At 73.1% G+C, this 15,519-nt stretch carries 12 protein-coding genes; 9 read left to right on the plus strand and 3 right to left on the minus strand.

Features of this window, described 5'->3' with window-relative positions; translation table 11 throughout:
• Window positions 1-354: 354 nt before the first annotated feature.
• From ACFQLX_RS12780 to glgX, 3 genes are all read right to left on the minus strand, one after another.
• Window positions 355-2,229, minus strand: a complete 1,875-nt coding sequence (locus tag ACFQLX_RS12780; RefSeq protein ID WP_386414544.1) for an ABC transporter ATP-binding protein — start codon at window positions 2,227-2,229, stop codon at window positions 355-357.
• Entirely contained in the window at window positions 2,226-4,091 is a 1,866-nt protein-coding gene (locus ACFQLX_RS12785; protein ID WP_386414546.1) for an ABC transporter ATP-binding protein, read from the minus strand. Before ACFQLX_RS12785 ends, ACFQLX_RS12780 begins: the two co-directional genes overlap by 4 nt.
• Window positions 4,092-4,179: 88 nt before the next feature.
• Window positions 4,180-6,393, minus strand: a complete 2,214-nt coding sequence (gene glgX, locus ACFQLX_RS12790) for a glycogen debranching protein GlgX (RefSeq protein WP_386414618.1) — start codon at window positions 6,391-6,393, stop codon at window positions 4,180-4,182.
• A 209-nt stretch (window positions 6,394-6,602) separates the two neighbouring features.
• On the opposite strand from glgX, the gene ACFQLX_RS12795 reads away from it, so the two are divergent.
• The 9 genes from ACFQLX_RS12795 (at window position 6,603) to ACFQLX_RS12835 (ending at window position 15,478) form a co-directional block, all read left to right on the plus strand.
• Entirely contained in the window at window positions 6,603-7,787 is a 1,185-nt protein-coding gene (locus ACFQLX_RS12795) for a L,D-transpeptidase (protein ID WP_386414547.1), read from the plus strand.
• A gap of 166 nt (window positions 7,788-7,953) precedes the next feature.
• Window positions 7,954-9,222, plus strand: a complete 1,269-nt coding sequence (locus tag ACFQLX_RS12800) for a L,D-transpeptidase (RefSeq protein ID WP_386414548.1) — start codon at window positions 7,954-7,956, stop codon at window positions 9,220-9,222.
• A gap of 102 nt (window positions 9,223-9,324) precedes the next feature.
• Window positions 9,325-10,092, plus strand: coding sequence for an enoyl-CoA hydratase/isomerase family protein (locus tag ACFQLX_RS12805; RefSeq protein WP_386414549.1), 768 nt, complete (start codon window positions 9,325-9,327; stop codon window positions 10,090-10,092).
• Window positions 10,093-10,320: 228 nt separating this feature from the next.
• Entirely contained in the window at window positions 10,321-10,836 is a 516-nt protein-coding gene (locus tag ACFQLX_RS12810) for an ATP-binding protein (RefSeq protein WP_386414550.1), read from the plus strand.
• A 122-nt stretch (window positions 10,837-10,958) separates the two neighbouring features.
• Entirely contained in the window at window positions 10,959-11,540 is a 582-nt protein-coding gene (locus ACFQLX_RS12815; RefSeq protein WP_386414551.1) for an Rv1733c family protein, read from the plus strand.
• 260 nt (window positions 11,541-11,800) lie between these two features.
• On the plus strand, window positions 11,801-12,988 hold the full coding sequence (locus ACFQLX_RS12820; RefSeq protein WP_386414552.1) for an alanine--tRNA ligase-related protein: 1,188 nt from the start codon (window positions 11,801-11,803) through the stop codon (window positions 12,986-12,988).
• 136 nt (window positions 12,989-13,124) lie between these two features.
• On the plus strand, window positions 13,125-13,319 hold the full coding sequence (locus tag ACFQLX_RS12825; RefSeq protein ID WP_386414553.1) for a hypothetical protein: 195 nt from the start codon (window positions 13,125-13,127) through the stop codon (window positions 13,317-13,319).
• A 107-nt stretch (window positions 13,320-13,426) separates the two neighbouring features.
• Window positions 13,427-14,011, plus strand: coding sequence for a TerD family protein (locus tag ACFQLX_RS12830; protein ID WP_386414554.1), 585 nt, complete (start codon window positions 13,427-13,429; stop codon window positions 14,009-14,011).
• A 129-nt stretch (window positions 14,012-14,140) separates the two neighbouring features.
• Window positions 14,141-15,478: an NADH:flavin oxidoreductase/NADH oxidase family protein gene (locus ACFQLX_RS12835; protein WP_386414555.1), complete on the plus strand. Its 1,338-nt coding sequence runs from the start codon at window positions 14,141-14,143 to the stop codon at window positions 15,476-15,478.
• Window positions 15,479-15,519: the final 41 nt, after the last annotated feature.

A 15,519-nucleotide genomic window follows, 5' to 3' on the forward strand; every position in this document is an offset into this window, starting at 1 on the left:
AGGGCGGACGCCGCCAGTACGGCAAGGGCAGCCGTCAGGCGGTGGGGGGTTCTCACACGGAACTCCTTCTGCGAGGCCGGGCGCGGGAGTAGGGCGCCGGCCGAGTGAGCCGGACGGTCGGTGGTGCCGTCCGGGCAGAACAAGTGGTGGTGCGGACATGCGCAGACCCCGGGGGGCTTCCGGTAGCCTGACACTTAGTCGAGTACATGTCATCAAGGCATCGGCAGGTTGGCCGGATCCTGTCCGTTGAAATAAAACCGACGTCCGACATGCGGACGCCCGGCGGGCGGAACCTCGCAAGGTCCGCCCGCCGGGCGCTTGTCGCCGCCTGGAGTCCCCGCCTGGAGCCCCCGCCTACACCACGCTGTCCTGCCAGGCCTGGTGCAGCTGGGCGAAGTGCCCGCGGTCCGCGATCAGGTCCTGCGGGCGGCCGTCCTCCACCACCCGCCCCCGCGACATCACCAGCACCCGGTCCGCGACCTCCACCGTCGAGAGCCGGTGGGCGATCACCACCGCCGTACGGCCCCGCAGCACCGTGTGCATCGCCCGCTGGACCGCCTGCTCGCCGGGGATGTCCAGCGAACTGGTCGCCTCGTCCAGGATCAGCACCGCCGGATCGGCCAGCAACGCACGGGCGAAGGAGACCAGTTGGCGCTGACCGGCCGAGATCCGGCCACCGCGCTTGCGGACGTCCGTGTCGTAGCCCTCGGGCAGCGCCGCGATGAACTCGTGCGCCCCGATCGCCCGCGCCGCCGCCTCGACCTGCGCGCGCGTCGCCTCCGGACGGCCGATCGCGATGTTCTCCGCCACCGTGCCGGAGAAGAGGAACGCCTCCTGCGTCACCATCACCACGTCGCGCCGCAGTTGGGCGCCCGCGACCTCCCGCACGTCCACCCCGTCGAGCAGCACCCGGCCCGCGCTCGCGTCGTAGAACCGCGCCAGCAGCTTCGCCAGCGTCGACTTCCCCGCGCCCGTGGAGCCCACCACCGCCACCGTCTGACCGGCAGGGATCACCAGGTCGACGTGCGGCAGCACCTCACCGCCCGTGCGGTAGCCGAAGCCCACCCCGTCGAAGACCACCTCGCGGCCGCGCACCCCCTCCGCGGGCTCCGGCAGCGCGCGCGGCGCCGCCGGCTCCGGGACGGACGGCCGCTGGGCCAGCAGCCCCGCGATCTTCTGGAGTGAAGAGGCCGCCGACTGGTAGGAGTTGAGGAACATCCCCAGATGGTCGATCGGGTCGTACAGCCGCCGCAGGTAGAGCACCGACGCCGCCAGCACCCCCAGCGCCAGCTCGCCCGCCGCGACCCGGTAGGCGCCCCACAGCACGATCGCGGCGAGGATGGTGTTGGCCGTCAGCCGCGAGGAGACGACATAGCGCGCCATCTCCAGGATGGAGTCGCCGTTGACCTTCTCGTGGGTGCGGTTGAGGCGGTGGAACTCCCCGTCGTTGGCCTGCTCGCGGCGGAACGCCTGCACCGGGCGGATGCCGTTCATCGTCTCGACGAACTTCACGATCACCGCGGCGACGGCCGTGGAGCGCTCGTCGTAGATCCGCGCCGAACGCCGCTGGAAGCGGCGCACCAGCAGGGCCAGCGGGACGAACGAGGCCAGCGCGGCGGCGCCCAGCTCCCAGTCCAGCACCAGCAGCATGACGCCGATGTAGACCGTCGCCAGCACCAGCGCGATCAGCTCCTGCAGCCCCTCGCCGAGGAGTTCGCGCAGCGCCTCCACGTCGTTGGTGGCCCGCGAGATCAGCCGGCCGGAGGTGTAGCGGTCGTGGAAGTCGACCGAGAGCGCCTGCCCGTGCCGGAAGATCCGGCCGCGCAGGTCCAGCAGCACACTCTGGTTGATGCGCGCGGAGGCCCGTACGAAGACGTACTGCAGCACGCCCGCGGCCAGCGCGCAGCCCAGATAGCCCGCGCCCACCGCGATCAGCGGCCCGTAGGAGCCGCCGCGCAGGGCGGGCACCGCCCGGTCGATGGCGTACGCCACCAGCAGCGGGCCCACCTGCACGGCCGCCTGCTGCAGCATGATCAGCACCGCGGCGACGGCGACCCGGCCGCGCAGGGGGGCGAGCAGCGAGCCGAGCAGCCGCCTCGAGGCGTGCGGCGGCGCGGGCAGCAGGTCCTGGTCGAAGAGGTCCTGCGCGGGGCCGGCCGTACCGTCGACGCCTTCGCCGCTCGCGCCGTCCTCGTCTCCGGCCAGGTGCTCGGGGGCGGTGGTGGTCATCGGGCGTACTCCTTCGGCAGCTCTGAGCCGGACATCAGCCGGCGGTACTCGTCGTTGCCGTGCAGCAGTTCCTCGTGCGTCCCCACGGCCGCGATCCGCCCCCGCGACAGCAGCGCCACCCGGTCGGCGAGCAGCACCGTCGACGGCCGGTGCGCCACGACCAGCGCCGTCGTGCCGGCCAGCACCCGCCGCAGCGCCGCCTCCACCAGCGCCTCGGTGTGCACGTCCAGTGCCGAGAGCGGATCGTCCAGTACGAGGAAACGCGGCTCCCCGACGATCGCGCGGGCCAGCGCGAGACGCTGGCGCTGACCGCCGGAGAGGCTCAGCCCCTGCTCACCGACCTCGGTGGCGGCGCCCTGGGGGAGGTCGTCGACGAAACCGGCCTGCGCGACGTCCAGGGCGCGGCGCAGGGCGGCCTCCTGCTCGGCGGGGTCGAAGTCCCCGCCCATCAGCACGTTCTCGGCGGCCGTCGCGGAGAAGAGCGTCGGCTCCTCGAAGGCCACCGACACCAGCGTGCGCAGCTCGTCGCGCGGCAGGTCGCGGATGTCGCGCCCGTCCAGCGTGATGCGCCCCGACGTCAGCTCGTGCAGCCGGGGGACGAGCGCGGTCAGCGCCGTCTTGCCCGAACCGGTGGCGCCGACCAGCGCCATCGTCTCGCCGGAGCGGACGTGCAGGTCGATGCCGCGCAGGGTGGGCTGCTCGGCGTCGGGGAAGCGGAAGGTGACGTCCTCGAAGCGCAGGCCGGTGCTGTCGGCCCGTACGGGAGCAGGAGCCGGACTGTCGCCCTCGTCCGCCTCGGCTGTGCTTCTGTCGCCCTCGTCGGCCTCGGCTTGGTCCATCACCTCGAAGAAGCGGTCCGTCGCCGTCGCCGCCTCGTTGCTCATCGCCAGCAGGAAGCCGATCGACTCCACCGGCCAGCGCAGCGCCATCGCCAGCGACAGGAAGCCCACCAGCGTACCCGCCGACAGCTCCCCGTCCGCGACCTGCACCGTGCCCACGATCAGCGCCGTGCCGACGGCCAGCTCGGGGAGCGCCATGATCAGCCCCCAGATCCAGGCCAGCAGCTGCGCCTTGCGCAGCTCCGTCCCGCGCAGCCGGTGCGCCAGCTCGCGGAAGGCGCGGGCCTGGCTGCGGTGGCGGCCGAAGCCCTTGATGATCCGGATGCCGAGCACCGACTCCTCGACCACCGTGGTCAGATCGCCGACCTGGTCCTGCGCGGTGCGCGCGGCGTGCGCGAAGCGCTTCTCGAAGGCGGACAGCAGCAGCATCAGCGGCAGGACGGGGACCAGCAGGATCAGCCCCAGCGTCCACTCCTGGGCCAGCAGGATCGCGAAACCCACCACGATCGTTACCGCGTTGACCAGCAGGAACGTCAGCGGGAAGGCCAGGAACATCCGCAGCAGCATCAGATCGGCCGTGCCGCGCGAGAGCAGCTGCCCGGAGGCCCAGCGGTCGTGGAAGGACACGGGCAGCCGCTGCAGATGCCGGTAGAGGTCGGCGCGCATCGCCGCCTCGACCCCGGCGAGCGGGCGCGCCACCAGCCAGCGCCGCAGCCCGAAGAGCGCGGCCTCCGCGCAGCCGAGCACGAGCAGCAGCGCCCCGCCCAGCCAGACCCCGGCGGGATCGCCGCCGGCCACCGGGCCGTCGACGATCCACTTCAGGACGAGGGGGATGAGCAGCCCCGTACAGGAGGCGGCGATGGCGGTGAGGGCCGCGGTCCCCAGCCGGACGCGGACGGGACGCACGTAGGGCCACAGGCGCAGCAGGGAGCGCACGGCGGACCGTTCGGCGGGCTTTCCGGCGGGCTGTTCGGACGGCGGCTCGGTATCGGTGGGTGCTTCGGGCAGCGAATTTCCAGGCATCTTTTCGACCATACGGGCCGGGTCCTGACCTCTTCACCTGGTTTTCCGGCGCCCAGCCGGCCTTCCCTGCGAGCACCGCCGCCCCCCCTCATCCCGCCCGCAGCACCCACACCGCCCGCCCCGGCAGCGTCACCGTCGCGCCGCCCGGGTGCCGGGTCCCCGGGGACTCGGTCTGGTCCTCCCGGGCGGTGTCGGCCAGTAGTTCGTACGAGGCGGCCCACGGCGCCCCCGGCAGGCGGACGTCGACCGGCTCCGACCCCGCGTGCAGCAGGACCAGGAAGCTGTCGTCCGCCACCCGCACGCCGTGCGGATCGCGCTGGGCCAGGTCCTGGCCCGAGAGGTACATGCCGAAGGTCTCCGTGGGGCCGTACCAGTCGGACTCCGTCATCTCCCGCCCCTGCGGCGTGAACCAGGCCAGGTCGCGCAGCCCGTCCCCGTCCCGCGCCCGCCCCGAGAAGAACGCCCCGCGCCGCAGCACCGGATGCGCGCGGCGCAGCGCGATCAGCCGCACCGCCAGCCGGTGCACCGAGCGCCAGCCGGGGTCGTCCAGCAGCGACCAGTCCAGCCAACTGACCTCGTTGTCCTGGCAGTAGGCGTTGTTGTTGCCGCCCTGCGTGCGCCCCAGCTCGTCGCCCGCGACCAGCATCGGCACCCCGGTGGAGAGCAGCAGCGTGGCCAGCAGGTTGCGGACCTGGCGCCGCCGCAGCGCCGCGATGGCGGCGTCGGAGGTCTCGCCCTCCTGCCCGCAGTTCCAGGAGCGGTTGTCGTCGGTGCCGTCCCGGTTGCCCTCCCCGTTGGCCGCGTTGTGCTTGCGGTCGTACGAGACGAGGTCGCGCAGCGTGAAACCGTCGTGCGCGGTGACGAAGTTGACCGAGGCGTACGGGCGCCGCCCGCCCCGGTCGTACAGGTCGGAGGAGCCGGAGAGCCGGTAGCCCAGATCGCGGACGTCCGCCAGCGCGCCGCGCCAGAAGTCCCGCACCGCCCCCCGGTAGCGGTCGTTCCACTCGCTCCACGGCGGCGGGAAGCCCCCGACGCGGTAGCCGCCCGCGCCCACGTCCCAGGGCTCCGCGATCAGCTTGACCTCGCGCAGCACCGGGTCCTGCGCGAGCACGGCGAGGAAAGGGGAGAGCATGTCGACCCCCTGGTCGCCGTGCGCGCCGCGGGCCAGCGCGGTGGCCAGGTCGAAGCGGAAGCCGTCCACGCCCAGCTCGGTCACCCAGTAGCGCAGGCTGTCGGTGATCAGCGCCAGCACCTGCGGGTGCCCGGCGTGCAGGGTGTTGCCGCAGCCGGTGAAGTCGGTGTAGCGGCGCGCGTCGGGCGCCAGGCGGTAGTAGCCGCGGTTGTCGATGCCGCGCATGCTGTACGTCGGCCCCAGCTCACCCCCCTCGGCGGTGTGGTTGTAGACCACGTCCAGGACGACTTCGATACCGGCCGCGTGCAGCGCCCGCACCATCGCGCGGAACTCCGCCACCTGCTGCCCGCGCGTGCCGCCGGAGGCGTAGCCGGCGTGCGGGGCGAAGTAGCCGATCGAGTTGTAGCCCCAGTAGTTGGTCAGCCCGCGCGCGAGCAGCGGACCCTCCGGGGCGAACTGGTGCACCGGCAGCAACTCCACCGCCGTCACGCCCAGTTGCGACAGGTACTCCACGGCCGCCGGATGCCCCAGGCCCGCGTACGTCCCCCGCAGCGGCTCGGGGATCCCCGGATGGCGCCGGGTGAAGCCGCGCACGTGCAGCTCGTAGAGGACGGTCTCGGCCCACGGCGTGCGGGGACGGCGCCAGTCGCCGCCCGGGGCGCCGGGGTCGAAGGGGGCCGTTACCACGCCCTTGGGCACGTACGGCGCCGAGTCGCGCTCGTCGCGCACCGTGTCGGCCGGCGGGGCCTGCGGCCAGCCGGCGACGTGCCCGTAGAGCGCCGGCGCGTCCCCCGCCCGCCCGAACTCCCCGTCCACCGCGCGGGCGTACGGGTCCAGCAGCAGCTTCGCCGGATTCCAGCGCGCCCCCGTCCACGGATCCCACCGCCCGTGCACCCGGTAGCCGTAGCGCCGCCCCGGCCGCACGCCCGGTGCGAAGCCGTGCCACACCTCGTTGGTCAACTCACGCAGGGATAGCCGCTGTTCACGCCCCGCCTCGTCGAAGAGGCACACCTCCACCGCCTCCGCGCCCGCCGCCCACAGCGCGAAGTTCGTCCCCTCCACACCCCCGGGCCCGCGCCCGAAGGACGCCCCCAGCGGCTGCGGCTCCCCCGGCCACAGCCCGCCGCCGCCCCGCTCGCCGCGCACCGCCGTGCTCCCCGCTGCGGACAGCGCGTGCCGCCCCTCGGTCGCGCTCGACACGTATCGGCCTCCGGCGGCTCGCACCCAACTGCCCTGTCACTGACGAGGAGTTCCGTAGGAACGAGGAGTCCCGTCCTCCCACCTGTTCTTCCCAGCGAGGCCCTGCCCGAACACCGTTGCGGTACGACCGCGGCCCTTTGCGCGTTTCCCCCGCCCCCTCCCGCTCGTTGAGGACAGGCGTGAGACGTGGAAGCGGGCGCCGTCGTCGCGCCTCGATCATCGCGCTGCTGGGATCGCTGCTGGGCCTGGGCGGCGCGGGCTGTACGGGCGGCGGGGACGGCCAGGAGATCCGCGTCACCCCGGGGGCGGGCGCGGTGAACGTACGGGAGGACGCCCGGCTGCGGGTCGCCGTACTGGACGGGCGCCTGGAGCGGGTACGGGTCGTGCGCACCGCCGACGGCGAGTCCACCCCCGTCGCCGGGGCCATCGCCGGCGACGGCCTGAGCTGGCGCCCCAGCGCCGGGCGCCTCGCGGTCGCCAGCAGCTACACCGTGCACGCCGTGGCGCTCGACGGCCACGGCCGCCGCCACTCCCGGCAGACCACCTTCAGCACCCGCGCCCCCGCCGGCCGCTTCGTCGCCCACTTCAGCCCCGAGCACCGCTCCACCGCCGGCGTCGGCACCATCGTCTCGCTCGTCTTCAGCCGCCCCGTGGCGGACCGCGCGGCCGTGGAGCGCGCCGTCACCGTCACCGCGCGCCCGCCGGTGGAGGTCGCCGCGCACTGGTTCGGCGACGGCCGCCTGGACCTGCGCCCGCGCGCGTTCTGGCGGCCGGGCACGGCCGTCACCGTCGCCCTGCGGCTCAAGGGCGTGCACGGCGGCGGGGGTTACTACGGCATTCAGGACAAAAAACTCGAATTCACCATCGGCCGCAGCGTGATCAGCACGGTCGACGCCCGCGCCAAGACCATCGAGGTGCGCCGCGACGGCCGCCTGCTGCGCACCCTCCCCGTCTCGGCGGGGGCGGCGGCCACCCCCACGTACAGCGGCTACATGGTGGTGATGGAACGCCTCAGGACCACCCGCATGAACGGTCAAACAGTGGGATTCGCCGGAGAGTACGACATCTCGGACGTACCCCACGCCGTCCGCCTCACCCGTTCCGGCACCTTCCTGCACGGCAACTACTGGACGCCCCGCTCCGCCTTCGGCTCGGTCAACGCCAGCCACGGCTGCGTGGGACTGCCGGACGAGAAGGGCGGCAGCCCCGCCTCGCCGGCCGGCTGGTTCTTCCGCAACACGCTGCCGGGCGATCTCGTACGCGTCGTCAACTCCCCGCAGAAGACGGTCGGTTCGGACAACGGCTACGGCGGCTGGAACCTGCCCTGGCCCAGGTGGCGGGCCGGATCGGCGCTGCGGAGCTGAGGGCGCCGGGGCCGCCGGGCCGCTCCTCGCACCCCACCTGCCACTTGGGACCGAACGGTGACACGGCGGCGACCGGAGCCGCCTCACCGGTGTGGTTATCTATTGTTCGTGCGCGCCAGGCGCGCGGGGGCATGTCTTTCGAGACGGTCGAGGGGAGAGCGCGGCTTTGAACAGGAATCCGATAGCGGGGTCCGGTGCGGCCCGGCGCAGCTCGCGGACGCGGCGTGGGATATCCGCCGCGCTCACCGGGCTGGTGCTGGTGCTGGTGACCGCCTGCGGTGGCGGAGACTCGGACTCCGGTGAGAACGACGGCAAGAACGGCGACGCGGCCCCTGCCGCGAAGAAGGTCTCCCAGGCCGTCGTCTCCATCTCGCCGAAGGACGGCGCCGACGGCGTCGCCACCGAGAACGCACTGAAGATCACCGCGAGCAAGGGCACGCTCGTCACCGTCAAGGTCGCCGACAGCGCGGGCAAGCCCGTCGAGGGCGAGCTGAGCGGGGGCGACACCGTCTGGAAGCCCAAGGGCACGCTGCGTACCCAGACCAAGTACACGGTGAACGCCATCGCCAAGGACGCCGCCGGACTGCAGTCCGCGAAGACCGCGACCTTCACCACCGTCGTCCCGGCCAACACCTTCGTCGGCTACTTCACACCGGAGGACGGCCAGACCGTCGGCGTCGGCATGCCGGTCTCGATCAACTTCAACCGGCCGATCCAGAACCGCGAGGCCGTCGAGAAGGGCATCGAGGTCACCGCCGACCCGCCCGTGGACGTGCAGGGCCACTGGTTCGGCAACCAGCGCCTGGACTTCCGCCCCGAGGACTACTGGGCGGCCGGCACGAAGGTCACGCTGAGCCTGCGCCTGGACGGCGTCCAGGCCGCCGACGGCGTCTACGGCAAGCAGGCCAAGGACGTCAGCTTCACGGTCGGCCGCCGCCAGGTCAGCACGGTCGACGCCGCCACCCACAAGATGACGGTGGAGCGCGACGGCAGCGTGATCAAGACGATCCCGATCACCTCCGGCGCCCCGGGCAACCCCACCTGGAACGGCCGGATGGTCATCACCGAGAAGCTGAAGGTCACGCGCATGAACGGCGCGACGGTCGGCTTCACGGACAACGACGGCAAGGGCGAGTACGACATCAAGGACGTCCCGCACGCCATGCGCCTGACGACCTCCGGCACCTTCATGCACGGCAACTACTGGGCGGGCGCGCCGACCTTCGGCTCCGCGAACGTCAGCCACGGCTGCGTCGGCCTGCAGGACGTGCGGGGCGCGGGCAACAACGCGATGCCGGCGGCCTGGATGTTCAACAACTCGATCATCGGCGACGTGGTGGTCGTGAAGAACTCCAAGGAGAAGACGGTCCGCCCGGACAACGGCCTCAACGGCTGGAACCTGTCCTGGTCGGAGTGGACGGCTCCGCAGAGCTGAGTCCGCAGCGTCTCCTCGTCGGCCCCGGTGTGAGCAAGCGCACCGGGGCCGACGCCTTCGGAGACCTCAAGGTGCGCAGTCGCGGCCGCTAACCTCAGGGCCATGACTGCACACCTTGAGGTCTCCGAGGGCGTCGGCACGATCCGCCTGGACCGCCCGCCCATGAACGCGCTCGACATCGCCACCCAGGACCGCATCCGCGAACTCGCCGAGGAGGCGACCCGCCGCGAGGACGTGCGCGCGGTCGTCCTGTACGGCGGCGAGCGGGTCTTCGCGGCCGGCGCGGACATCAAGGAGATGCAGGTCATGGACCACGCGGCGATGGTCGCGCGGGCCCGCCCCCTGCAGGAGTCCCTGGGCGCGGTGGCCCGTATCCCCAAGCCCGTCGTCGCCGCGATCACCGGCTACGCCCTGGGCGGCGGCTGCGAGCTGGCGCTCTGCGCGGACGTCCGCTTCGCCGGCGAGTCCGCGAGACTCGGCCAGCCGGAGATCCTGCTCGGCCTCATCCCCGGCGCGGGCGGCACCCAGCGACTGGCGCGGCTGGTCGGCCCCTCGAAGGCCAAGGACCTGATCTTCACCGGCCGGATGGTCAAGGCCCCCGAGGCCCTCGCGATGGGCCTGGTCGACCGGGTCGTCCCGGACGCCGAGGTCTACGAGCAGGCGCACGCCTGGGCGGCCAGGCTGGCGAAGGGCCCCGCGATCGCGCTGCGCGCGGCGAAGGAGTCGGTGGACGCGGGTCTGGAGACCGACCTGGAGACGGGCCTGGCCATCGAACGCACCTGGTTCGCGGGCCTGTTCGCCACCGAGGACCGCGAGATCGGCATGCGCAGCTTCGTGGAGGAGGGGCCGGGCAAGGCCACGTTCAAGTAAAGGCCGCGTTCACGTAGGGGTCCGCTGGAAGATTTTCCCGGCCGCCCGTCCCGGGTGATCACACTCGGCGATCGCTCGGGACCTGAGCGTTGTGGCAGGTCAACGAGCCCCGGTGGGTGGATGATGCTGCTGGCATATGCCCAACTGCCGTGATGCGGAGGGGAGTTCGCCCGCCGCGAATCATGCGGAACCCCCACGCGGAGCCTGCGGCCCGGCCATGATGGGGGCATGGCGGGACCGGAGGGAATGCAGCAGCCTGTGCGGCAGGGGCGCCCGCAGGCGTCCTCGCAGCTGTCCGCGCAGCCCTCCCCGCAGCCGCTCCCGGACGGGGCCTCCGTGCTGGAGCTGTGCGGCGACCCCTCCGTCGGAGAGGTCCGGCTGCCCTCGCGCCCCGAGTCCGCCGCCACCGCCCGCCGCCTCACCCACGCCTTACTGCGGGACTCCTGGGGGCTGAGCGCCGAGCGCGCCGACGCCGCCGTCCTGCTCGTCTCCGAGCTGGTGGGCAACGCCGTCCGGCACACCGGCGCCCGCGCCTTCGGCCTGCGCATCCACCGCCAGCAGGGCCGTATCCGCGTCGAGGTGCGCGACCCCTCGCGCGGGCTGCCGTGCCTGCTGCCGGTGCGCGACCTGGACACCAGCGGCCGGGGGCTGGCGCACGTGGACCGCATCGCCGACCGCTGGGGGGTGGACCTGCTGCCGCGCGGCAAGTCCACCTGGTTCGAGATGCGCGTCCCGCAGCGCTGAGGGCGGCGCCTTCCCGTACGGCCGCCCCGTACGCCCCCTGTACGGCGCCCCTGCCACCCTCCCCGCCCCCGCCGAGATGTGACCCCGCCCCTGCGGTGCGACACTCGCAGGGGAGCGTGGCGATGATGACGACCGTCCGTCTGTGGCGCTGGCGGCGCAATGCGCTCAAGCGCCGATCCGATGTGCTCGAAGCCTGGGCCGTACTGCTCACGGCGCTGTTCGCCCTGGTCGGCGGCGTGCTGCTGGGCGTCGCGGCCGGCAGCGGCGTGCAGCACCAGCTGCTGCGCCAGCGCGAGGGCCGCCAGCCGGTACGGGCCGTGCTGGCCGCCGACCCCCGCGCGGCCCACGCCACCTCCTCCGACGTCCCCCAGGGCCACCGCCCCGCCACCGTGAGCTGGCGCGCCGACGACGGCCGCCGGCTCACCGCCACCGCCCGCGTCCCGCGCGAGCTGAAGGCCGGCGACACGGCGCTGCTCTGGACGGACCCCACCGGCACCCGCATCCTCCCCGCCCCGCCCACCCGCTCCGACGCGGCGCTCCAGGGCACCTTCGCCGGCGTGGCGACCGCGGCCGCGATCACCGCCGTGTGCTGGCTGCTGCGCCGCTGGGCCGCCCACCGCCTGGACCGCCACCGCCTGGACACCTGGGCGTACGAATGGGCCCGGGTGGGCCCGCACTGGCGCCGCGAGCACGGGCTGATGTGAGGCGTCGCCCCCGGTCCGTACGGGGTCGGGCGCCCGGCGTCCGGCGGAAAACCGGCTGCCCCGCCGGTACCCTCCCTGCTACGGTCGCGCCCATGAACGTCAGCCCCAGTGTGCACACCGCAGCCGCGCGAGCGACCAGCTCGCCGGTAGCCGCTGCCTGACGTACCCACCCTTCGCCGGCGACCGGAAACGGCTCGCCGGTTTCCTGTGCCCGCCCCGTTTCCGTCTCGCCGTACCCGAGCCGAAACGGAACCCCGGCCATGCGATCCGACCAGATCATCGACACCTTCCGGTCCTTCTTCCACGAGCGCGGCCACCACCCCGTCGAGGGCGCCACCCTGCTGCCACCGCCCGGCGACCCCGTGCTCTTCACCACCTCCGGCATGCACCCGCTGACCCCGTACCTCGAAGGCCGCCGTCCGCATCCGCAGGGGAGTCGGCTGGTGAACGTGCAGCGCTGCCTGCGTACCACCGACCTCGGCGAGGTCGGCGACCGCACCCACCTCACCGTCTTCGAGATGCTCGGCTCCTGGTCGCTCGGCGACTACGGCCACCAGCAGAGCCTGCGCTGGGGCTACGACCTGCTGACCGGCGGATTCGGCCTCCCGCCCGAACGGCTGCACGCCACGGTCTTCGGCGGCGACGGACACCTCGGCCCGGACACCGAATCCCTGCGCACCTGGGAGGAGTTGGGAGTCCCCGTCGAGCGGACCGACGAGGACAACTGGTGGTCCAACGGACCGACCGGCCCCTGCGGCCCCGACTCGGAGATCTTCGTCTGGACCGGCGAGGGGCCACCGGTGTCGACACCGACGGGCGACGAGCGCTGGGTCGAGGTCTGGAACCACGTACTGATGGCCTACCGGCGCCACGAGGACGGCACCCTCACCCCGCTCCCGCGCCCGAGCGTGGACACCGGGATGGGACTGGAGCGGCTGGCCGCGCTGCTGCAGGGGAAGCGCTCGGTCTACGAGTCCGACCTCTTCGAGCCGTGGTCGCGGCTGCTCCCCGGGCTGTGGGGGCCGCTGGACGGGGAGTCACTGCGGATCGTCTGCGACCACCTGCGCGCCGGCCTCGTGGTGATCGGCGAGGGCGTACGGCCCGCCCCGACCGGCCGGGGGTATGTACTGCGCCGACTGCTGCGGCGCGTCCTCGCGCTGCTCTGGCGCGGCGATCCCTTGCGGACCCTCACCGACCTGCCGGAGGAACTGCTGGAGCACACCAGGCGGCACTTCGGTACCGCCCCCCTGCCCGAGGAGGTACGCACGGTACTGCTGAAGGAGGAGCGGCGCTTTCGCGCTCTGCTGGGCCGGGGCCGGAGCGTGCTGTCGCGCCCGCGCTTCACGAACCGGCTGCTGACCCCGGAGGACTACGCCTATCTGCACGACACCCACGGCCTGCCCAGGGAGTTGGTCAAGGAGCTGCGGGACGGATCGCTGACGGGCTGAGACGGCGCGCTCACCGCCCGAAGTGGGCGCCCCTGACCGCTGTGGGGTGGATCGCACCTGTACAACCTTTCGCGCCCTTGGCGGGTCCTGCTGTCGCGGGGTCGAGTCGAGGTCAGGAAGGACTAGGTGGCGTCCGATGGCGCGGAATGACAACGGGCCTCCACTCCCGTGGACGGGCCGGGGATACTGCTCCCCTGCCTGGCCGGAGGCGTCGCGCGACGATCGCGAGCACACGGTGCGCTGGCTGCTGCGGCGCGCCGATCTCCTGGACCAGCTGCTGAAGTTGGGCACGCGGGAGCCGCCGGCGCTGGCGGGTGTCGGCCCGGAGTGAGCCCGGGGAGGGCCGCGCTTTCACCCGGCCCTCCCCGCCGGTCGGGAACCGGCCTACCCTTTCCGATAGTTGGACCGGCACAGTCTCGACACTCAGGGGAACGCGAAATGATCACGTTGAAGAAGGAAGACGGCCCGGCGGACCTGGACGGGATCACCCACCTGTCCATCGGGGTCTCCTGGGACCCCACGTCCGGCAGCAGCGGAGGACTGCTGGGCAAGCTCAACCGCAAGGTCGGCACGGACCTCGACCTGATCGCCATCGCCATGGCCGGCGCCGACCCGGTGCGGCTGGCCGGCCTGGACTCCCTGGACCCGCTGGGCAACGGCGCGCTGGTGCACAGCGGTGACAACCAGACCGGGAAGGGCGACGGCGACGACGAGACGGTCACCGTGGAGTTCGCGCGGGTGCCGCAGAACGTCACCGCCGTCGTCTTCGTCGCCGCCGCCTACAAGAAGGGCAGCAGCTTCCAGAAGGCCCGCAACATCAGCTTCAAGGTCTACGACGCGACGGGCGGCAGCGCCCAGCAGGTCGCCGACATCTGGCCGAGCCTGCTCAGCGCGGACAACGGCTGCGCGGTGGCCAAGGCGATCCGCGTCGGCACCGGCTGGAAGCTCGAAGTGCTCAACACCACCGGGAAGATCAAGCAGGGCGACGAGCGCGCCCTGATGCGCTTCGCGGCGAGCAAGTAGCGCGGGCGGCCCGGGCCGGACGGGCGGCCCGGGCCGGGAGTGGGCACGGGCGGCGGACCTGCGAGACGGCGTGTCACTACACTCGTACTTCCGTTCGTACGAATACCGCCGAGCCGAGGATGGTCCGCCATGCCGGAAGACCCCCGCCACACGGACCGCCCCTCCGTGGCCCATCTCAGCGCCCCGCTCGACCTGCGCAATGGCCGGCGGCTGCCGAACCGGCTGATGAAGTCCGCGCTGAGCGAGTCCCTCGGCGCCCCCGACTGCGGACCCTCCCCGGAACTGGAGCGCCTCTACCGCCGCTGGGCGCAGGGCGGTTACGGACTGGTCGTCACCGGCAACGTCATGGTCGACCGCCGCCACCGGGGCGAGCCCGGCAACGTGGTGATCGAGGACGACCGCCATATCGAGGGCCTGAAGCGCTGGGCTGCTGCCTTCCAAGGTGCCCTCCCGGACGCCTCCGAGAACGCCCCCGAGAACGCCCCCGACAGCCCCGCCCCGGCCGACCGCACCCCGCTGTGGATGCAGATCAACCACCCCGGCCGCCAGGCCAACGCCCTCGTCGGCAAGCACCGCCCCGTCGCCCCCAGCGCCGTCGCCGCCCGCGTGGCCGGCGCGGTGAAGCCCCGCGAACTGAGCGACACCGGGATCCGCGAGATCATCGACCGCTACGCCACCGCCGCCGCCCTCGCCCGCAGCGCGGGCTTCGACGGCGTCCAGCTCCACGGCGCCCACGGCTACCTGATCACCCAGTTCCTCTCCCCGCTGAGCAACCGCCGCACCGACGCCTGGGGCGGCGACCCCGAGCGCCGCCGCCGCTTCGTCCTGGAGGTGCTGCGCGCCACCCGCGCGGCCACCGCCCCCGACTTCGCCATCGGCATCAAGCTCAACTCGGCCGACTTCCAGCGCGGCGGCTTCAGCGAGGAGGAGTCCCAGGAGGTCGTCGGGGCGCTGGTCGCCGAGGGCATCGACCTGATCGAGATCAGCGGCGGCTCGTACGAGGCCCCCGCGATGATGGGCGTCATGCGCCCCTCGACGGCGGCGCGGGAGGCGTACTTCCTGGAGTACGCGGCCACGGTGCGCAAGCTCGCCGGCGACGTCCCGATCGCCGTCACCGGCGGTTTCCGCACGGTGAGCGCGATGGACGAGGCGGTGGCCGCCGGCGAGTGCGACGTGATCGGCCTGGGCCGCCCCACCTGCGTACTGCCCGACGCCCCCCGCCGCATCCTGCACGCCGGCGCGCACTCCCTGCCCAGCGCGAACATCCGCGCGGGCATGCGCCCCCTCCTGGGCCGTGTGACGAACCTCCGCCAGCTGGACGGCATCCTGGACCTCTCCTGGCACACCGACCAGCTCCACCGCATCGGCGCGGGCCACCACCCCGACCCCGCCCGGTCGGTCCTGCGCACCGCCACCGCGATGGCCCTGCGCAACGGCCCCACAGCCTTCCGCGCGAAGCGGGGCTGAGGGGCCGGTCGAGCGGTACCACGCGGCGGGGTGCGCCCCGT

The sequence above is a fragment of the Streptomyces polyrhachis genome (genome assembly GCF_042663125.1).
GTDB classification, from domain to species: Bacteria; Actinomycetota; Actinomycetes; order Streptomycetales; family Streptomycetaceae; genus Streptomyces; species Streptomyces polyrhachii.

Bases quoted from the DNA above. Each gene is read 5' to 3' on its own strand.
- ACFQLX_RS12780 (WP_386414544.1), bottom strand. From the start codon at position 2,229: ATGACCACCACCGCCCCCGAGCACCTGGCCGGAGACGAGGACGGCGCG.
- ACFQLX_RS12785 (WP_386414546.1), bottom strand. From the start codon at position 4,091: ATGCCTGGAAATTCGCTGCCCGAAGCACCCACCGATACCGAGCCGCCG.
- ACFQLX_RS12805 (WP_386414549.1), top strand. From the start codon at position 9,325: ATGACTGCACACCTTGAGGTCTCCGAGGGCGTCGGCACGATCCGCCTG.
- ACFQLX_RS12810 (WP_386414550.1), top strand. From the start codon at position 10,321: ATGGCGGGACCGGAGGGAATGCAGCAGCCTGTGCGGCAGGGGCGCCCG.
- ACFQLX_RS12815 (WP_386414551.1), top strand. From the start codon at position 10,959: ATGATGACGACCGTCCGTCTGTGGCGCTGGCGGCGCAATGCGCTCAAG.
- ACFQLX_RS12820 (WP_386414552.1), top strand. From the start codon at position 11,801: ATGCGATCCGACCAGATCATCGACACCTTCCGGTCCTTCTTCCACGAG.
- ACFQLX_RS12825 (WP_386414553.1), top strand. From the start codon at position 13,125: ATGGCGCGGAATGACAACGGGCCTCCACTCCCGTGGACGGGCCGGGGA.
- ACFQLX_RS12830 (WP_386414554.1), top strand. From the start codon at position 13,427: ATGATCACGTTGAAGAAGGAAGACGGCCCGGCGGACCTGGACGGGATC.
- ACFQLX_RS12835 (WP_386414555.1), top strand. From the start codon at position 14,141: ATGCCGGAAGACCCCCGCCACACGGACCGCCCCTCCGTGGCCCATCTC.